Source organism: Knoellia sp. 3-2P3 (genome assembly GCF_029223115.1).
Taxonomy (GTDB): Bacteria; Actinomycetota; Actinomycetes; order Actinomycetales; family Dermatophilaceae; genus Pedococcus_A.
Map to the genome: position 1 here is coordinate 372,055 of NZ_JARGZE010000005.1, position 6,143 is coordinate 378,197.

Below are 6,143 nucleotides of genomic sequence, written 5' to 3' on the forward strand. Positions count from 1 at the left end.
CGATGCCGAGGCTGGGTGTCGCCGTGGTGAGGCAGTACGAGCGTGGCGTGGTGTTCCGGCTGGGAAAGCTGCGCAACGTCCGGGAGCCCGGGATGCGGTTCATGATCCCGCTGGTCGACCGCATGGAGAAGGTGAGCCTGCGGACGGTCACCATGCCGATCCCGTCGCAGCAGATCATCACGCAGGACAACGTCTCCATCGGCGTGGCCGCGGTCGCCTACTTCCGGCGGGTCGACCCGGTGCGCTCCATCATCGAGATCGAGAACGTCGAGTCCGCCGTCGGTCAGTACGCCCAGACGACCGTCCGCAACATGGTCGGCCGCTCCACCCTCGACGAGGTGCTCAGCAACACCGAGGCGCTCAACGAGGCCATCAAGCGGGTCCTGGACGTCACGACGGAGCAGTGGGGCGTGCTCGTGCAACTGGTCGAGCTCAAGGACATCGAGCTGCCTTCGTCGATGCAGCGGGCGATGGCCAAGCAGGCGGAGGCCGAGCGGGAGAAGCGCGCCAAGATCATCGCCGCCGAGGGCGAGGCGCTGAGCGTCGGCAAGCTCGCCGAGGCCGCCGACGTGATAGCCAGGAGCCCCATCGCGCTCCAGCTGCGCAACCTGCAGGTGCTCTCCGAGATCGCCGTCGAGAAGAACTCCACGATCATCTTCCCGGCGCAGTTCTTCGAGAGCACCCGAACGGCCTTCGAGTTCCTGCAGCGCGAGAAGGACGAGTCCGCACGCCTCCCCGCGCCGACGGCACCGCTGCCCGTGAGCGACCGCAACGGCGAGATGTCCTTCCCGTAGCCCTGGAGACCGCGTAGCCATCCTGGAGATGGGTGTGCCGGGTCGTCACCCGTCAGCAGGTGCCTCAGGTCACCGGGCGGTGGTCAGCGAAGTCGGCGAGGATGCAGACCATGACCCGGCGCTGGCTCTTCGCCGACCAGCTGGGCCCGCACTTCCGGTCGGGGCGCGAGGGCGTCCTGCTCGTCGAGAGCACCGCAGCGCTGGCCCGGCGCCGGTACCACCGGCAGAAGCTGCACCTGCTGCTGTCGGCCCTGCGGCACCGGGCGGCCGAGCTCGGTGACTCCGCGGTGCTGCTGCGCACGCGCACGTACAACGAGGCCCTCGACCAGCTCGGTGAGACCGTGCGGGTCCACGAACCGACGTCCCGTGCGGCGGCCGACCTCGTCCACCGCCTGCTCGAGGACGGCCGCGTCGAGGCGGTCGACCCGACGCCCGGCTTCAGCCTCGCCCGCGCCGACTTCGCGCAGTGGGCCGGTGGTCGCCGCCGGCTGCGCATGGAGGACTTCTACCGGTTCCAGCGCCAGCGGCTCGACCTGCTCGTCGACGACGGCCGTCCCGTCGGCGGGCGCTGGTCGTTCGACCAGGACAACCGGGAGCCGCCGCCCAGGGGGCAGGACCACCTCGACGTACCGGCGCCCTACCGCCCGCGGGAGGACGAGATCGACGCGCAGGTGCGCGAGGAGCTCGACCGCTGGGAGCGCGACGGCGTCGTGAGCACCGTCGGCAGCGACGGCCCGAGGCTCTTCGCCGCCACGCGCCGCGAGGCCCTCGCGGCGCTCGAGCGCTTCGTCACCGAACGGCTGCCGGCCTTCGGGCCGCACGAGGACGCCATGCTCCGCGGGGACTGGGCGATGGCCCACAGCCTGCTCTCCCCGACGCTGAACCTGGGCCTGCTGGACCCGGTCGAGGTGGTGCGCCGTGCGGTCCGGGCGTACGAGGAGGGGCAGGCGCCGCTGGCGTCGGTCGAGGGTTTCGTGCGCCAGGTCATCGGGTGGCGCGAGTACGTCTGGCACCTCTACTGGCACTTCGGCCCGACGTACCGGCGGCGCAACGCCCTCGCCGCGCACGAGCCGCTCCCGCCCTGGTTCGACGACCTCGACGTCGACGCGGTCGACGCCGCCTGCCTGCACGACGTGCTGGCCGGTGTGCGGGACCGGGGCTGGGTGCACCACATCCCGCGCCTGATGGTGCTCGGCAGCTGGGCCGCGCAGCGCGGCTACGACCCGGACGAGCTCACGGAGTGGTTCCAGACCCGGTTCGTCGATGGCTACGACTGGGTCATGCCGGCCAACGTGGTCGGCATGAGCCAGCACGCGGACGGCGGGGCGATGGCGACCAAGCCCTACGTCTCCGGCGGCGCCTACATCAACAAGATGTCCGACTACTGCGGAGGCTGCCGCTACGACCCCAAGGTCAGGGTGGGGGAGCACGCGTGCCCGTTCACCGCCGGCTACTGGGCCTACCTCGACCGCAACGCGGAGCGGCTCGAGGGAAACCCGCGCCTCGCCCGCCCGCTCCAGCAGCGCCACCGCCTCGCGGACCTCGAGGACCTCGTCGCGCAGGAGCGCTCCCGCGGCGACGCGGCCCCCTGACCAGGACCCTCAGACAGGTATGCCGGGTGGTCACCACGCGTGGTGACCACCCGGCATACCGGGGTGGGTGGTGCGCTGCGGCTAGCGCAGGGACGCCAGCGCCTCGTTGAAGGTCTTCGACGGGCGCATGACCGACGACGCCTTGGCCTCGTCGGGGCGGTAGTAGCCGCCGATGTCGGCCGGCTGGCCCTGCACGCCGATGAGCTCGGCCGTGATGGCCTCCTCGTTGGCGCTCAGCGACTCCGCGAGCGGCGCGAACGCCTGTGCGAGCTCGGCGTCGTCGGTCTGCTTCGCGAGCTCGTCCGCCCAGAACATCGCGAGGTAGAAGTGGCTGCCGCGGTTGTCGATCTGCCCGACCTTGCGGGCCGGGGACTTGTTCTCGTTGAGCAGCCGCTCGGTCGCCCGGTCGAGGGTGTCGGCGAGCACCGTCGCGCGCGGGTTGTCGGCCGTCGTCGCCATGTGGCGCAGGCTCTCGGCGAGGGCGAGGAACTCACCGAGGCTGTCCCAGCGCAGGTAGTTCTCCTGCACGAGCTGCTGCACGTGCTTGGGGGCGGAGCCGCCGGCGCCGGTCTCGAACAGGCCACCGCCGTTCATCAGCGGCACGACCGAGAGCATCTTGGCGCTGGTGCCCAGCTCGAGGATGGGGAACAGGTCGGTGTTGTAGTCGCGCAGCACGTTGCCGGTGACCGAGATGGTGTCCTCACCGCGGCGGATGCGCTCGACGGAGAGCTTGGCCGCCTCGACGGGGGAGAGGACCTTGATGTCCAGGCCCTCGGTGTCGTGCTCGGGCAGGTACTGCTCGACCTTGGCGATGAGGTTGGCGTCGTGGGCGCGCTCGGGGTCGAGCCAGAACACCGCCGGCGTCTGCGAGGCGCGGGCGCGGGTGACGGCCAGCTTGACCCAGTCGCGGATCGGGGCGTCCTTGGTCTGGCAGGCGCGCCAGATGTCACCCGGCTGCACGTCGTGCTCCATGAGCACGTCGCCGGCGCTGCCCACGACCTGGACCTTGCCGGCCTCGGTCATCTCGAAGGTCTTGTCGTGGCTGCCGTACTCCTCGGCCTTCTGCGCCATGAGGCCGACGTTGGGCACCGAGCCCATCGTGGTCGGGTCGTAGGCGCCGTGGGCGCGGCAGTCGTCGATGACGGCCTGGTAGACACCGGCGTAGGAGCTGTCGGGGATCACCGCGAGGGTGTCGTGCTCCTCGCCGTCCGGGCCCCACATGTGGCCGGAGGTGCGGATCATCGCCGGCATGGAGGCGTCGACGATGACGTCGCTCGGCACGTGCAGGTTGGTGATGCCCTTGTCGGAGTTGACCATCGCCAGGCGCGGGCCGTCGGCCAGCCCCTTCTCGATGGCGGCGCGGACCTCGTCGCGGACGCCCTCGGGCAGCTTGTCGAGCCCCCCGAGGATGGAGCCGAGGCCGTTGTTGGGGGAGAGGCCGGCAGCGGCGAGCTCGGCGCCGTAGGTCTCGAAGACCTCGGGGAGGAACGCGCGCACGACGTGGCCGAAGATGATGGGGTCGGAGACCTTCATCATCGTGGCCTTGAGGTGCACGGAGAACAGGACGTCGTCGGCCTTGGCCTGGGCGACCTGCTCCTTGAGGAAGGCGTCGAGCGCGGCGGCGCGCATCACCGTGGAGTCGACGACCTCCCCCTCGAGGACCTTGAGGTTCTCCTTCAGCGGCGTGGTGCCCGACTCACCGACGAACTGGATGGTGAGGGTGTCGTCGGCCGGCATGACCACCGATTGCTCGTTGGAGCGGAAGTCGTCCTTGCCCATGGTGGCGACCCGGGTCCTGGACTCGGCGCTCCAGGCGCCCATCGAGTGGGGGTGCCTGCGGGCGTAGTTCTTCACGGCCTGGGGCGCACGGCGGTCGGAGTTGCCCTCACGCAGCACCGGGTTGACCGCGCTGCCCTTGACGCTGTCGTAGCGGGCGCGGGCGTCCTTCTCCTCGTCGGTGGTCGGCTCGTCCGGGTAGTCCGGCAGCGCGTAGCCCTGGGCCTGCAGCTCGGCGATGGCGGCCTTGAGCTGCGGCACCGACGCCGAGATGTTCGGCAGCTTGATGATGTTGGCCTCCGGGGTGGTGGCCAGCTGACCGAGCTCGGAGAGCGCGTCGCCGATCCGCTGCTCCTGCGGCAGGCGGTCGTCGAACGCCGCGATGATGCGTCCCGCCAGGGAGATGTCGCGGGTCTCGACCTCGACGCCGGCGGTGCCGGCGAACGCCTCGATGACCGGGAGGAACGAGTAGGTCGCCAGCATGGGCGCTTCGTCGGTGAGGGTGTAGATGATCTTGGCCATGAAGGCGGCACTCCTGCTGTCGTCGGGTCCTGCGGGCGCGCGAAAGGCGGGCGCACTGGCGGCGCTCGTGAGAAGAACGCGCTGTTCAGGCTAGCGAACGCGCCTCCGGCCGCGACCGGGGTGCCGACCTCAGCGAGCTGCCCCACCTGCCGTCGGTGGCAGGTCCTCGGCGCGGATCTCGCCGGAGATGTCCTCCGTGCGGCGGTCGATGCTCGTGATGACGTGGTAGGTGGCACCCGCGATGGCTGCGCCGGCGATCGGCGCCACCCAGAAGAGCCACAGCTGGGCCGGTGCACCGTTGCCGTTGAAGAACGCGACAGCCGTGGAGCGCGCCGGGTTGACCGACGTGTTGCTGATCGGGATCGAGATGAGGTGGATCAGCGTCAGCCCCAGACCGATGGCGATGGGCGCGAAGCCCACGGGCGCCCGTGCGTCCGTGGCGCCGAGGATGATGTAGAGGAAGAAGGCGGTCAGGAGGACCTCCGCGCACAGCACGGCCACGAGGCTGTAGCCGCCGGGGGAGTGCTCGCCGTAGCCGTTGGCGGCCATGTTCCCCGTGGCGTCGAACCCGTCCCTGCCCCGGGCGACCGCGTAGAGCGCGGCGCCGGCGAGGAGCCCGGCGCCCACCTGGGTGGCGACGTAGGCCGGCACGTCCCGCCACGGGAAGCGCCCGGCCACGGCCGCACCGATCGTGACGGCGGGGTTGAAGTGCGCCCCGGAGACGTGGCCGACCGCGTAGGCCATCGTCATCACGGACAGGCCGAAGGCCAGGGCGACCCCCAGGAAGCCGATACCGAGCTGCACGCTCTGGCCCGCCACCACGTTGGGGGCCAGGAAGACCGCCGCGTAGATGGCGCTGCCGCACCCGCCGAAGACCAGCCAGAAGGTGCCGAGCGCCTCCGCGCCCAGCCGCGAGCTCATCGCAGGAGTACGCATGGTTCCTCCCATCCCCTGGGGCCACGGGCGCGACCCGGTGTCCCTGCCACCACTGTCCTCCTCGGTATGCCGCGTGGCCGGGTTTCCGGGGAAGCCGGATCCCGTGGGCCACCGGAGCACACCGGATGAGCTCTCCAGAGCGCCCTGAAGCGCTGTGGGGGCGCGTTCGCGCAGGTCAGCGAGGGGGCGACCGGCCCCTTCCGGCCCCTCGGTCGGGGCCCTGCCCGGGGGTGGTCACGGGCCCCCGGAAACGGTGCTACAGTTATGCCATCGCCGAACGCCAAGCGCGCTCGATCCGGTCGCTCCTCACGAAGGAGCCGGATTTGACGCCCAAGTTGCGAAGCGAGTAAATTAGAAGGGTTGCCCCGGACACTCCCGCTGAAAAGCGAAGTGAATGGTGCGCGTCCGAACCTTGAGAACTCAACAGCGTGTCAAAAATCGATGCCAATTACCTCGTCTCGAGGGGTGTCTGAACCAGCTTGATGGTTGGGGATGTGCTTTTCGATTCGATTTTCCTTTGGTT

Annotated in this window: 4 protein-coding genes; 2 read left to right on the forward strand and 2 right to left on the reverse strand. The window is 70.3% G+C overall.

Going from position 1 to position 6,143, the window contains the following annotated elements:
- Window positions 1-2: 2 nt before the first annotated feature.
- Together P0Y31_RS16280 and P0Y31_RS16285 are read left to right on the forward strand one after the other, a co-directional pair.
- Window positions 3-794 carry a slipin family protein gene (locus tag P0Y31_RS16280; protein WP_275871278.1) on the forward strand — a complete coding sequence of 264 codons (792 nt, stop codon included), beginning with the start codon at window positions 3-5 and terminating at the stop codon, window positions 792-794.
- A 110-nt stretch (window positions 795-904) separates the two neighbouring features.
- On the forward strand, window positions 905-2,386 hold the full coding sequence (locus P0Y31_RS16285) for a cryptochrome/photolyase family protein (protein ID WP_275871281.1): 1,482 nt from the start codon (window positions 905-907) through the stop codon (window positions 2,384-2,386).
- A gap of 81 nt (window positions 2,387-2,467) precedes the next feature.
- On the opposite strand, the gene P0Y31_RS16290 is transcribed toward P0Y31_RS16285, so the two are convergent.
- Together P0Y31_RS16290 and aqpZ are read right to left on the reverse strand one after the other, a co-directional pair.
- The gene (locus P0Y31_RS16290) at window positions 2,468-4,684 is read right to left on the reverse strand and encodes an NADP-dependent isocitrate dehydrogenase (RefSeq protein ID WP_275871283.1); all 2,217 of its coding nucleotides are present in this window, start codon (window positions 4,682-4,684) and stop codon (window positions 2,468-2,470) included.
- Window positions 4,685-4,813: 129 nt separating this feature from the next.
- Complete coding sequence (aqpZ, locus tag P0Y31_RS16295) at window positions 4,814-5,620, reverse strand: aquaporin Z (protein ID WP_275871285.1); 807 nt, start codon at window positions 5,618-5,620, stop codon at window positions 4,814-4,816.
- Window positions 5,621-6,143 lie beyond the last annotated feature (523 nt).

Coding starts and splice junctions, on each gene's coding strand:
- P0Y31_RS16280 (WP_275871278.1), top strand. CDS start 3: ATGCCGAGGCTGGGTGTCGCCGTGGTGAGGCAGTACGAGCGTGGCGTG.
- P0Y31_RS16285 (WP_275871281.1), top strand. CDS start 905: ATGACCCGGCGCTGGCTCTTCGCCGACCAGCTGGGCCCGCACTTCCGG.
- P0Y31_RS16290 (WP_275871283.1), bottom strand. CDS start 4,684: ATGGCCAAGATCATCTACACCCTCACCGACGAAGCGCCCATGCTGGCG.
- aqpZ (WP_275871285.1), bottom strand. CDS start 5,620: ATGCGTACTCCTGCGATGAGCTCGCGGCTGGGCGCGGAGGCGCTCGGC.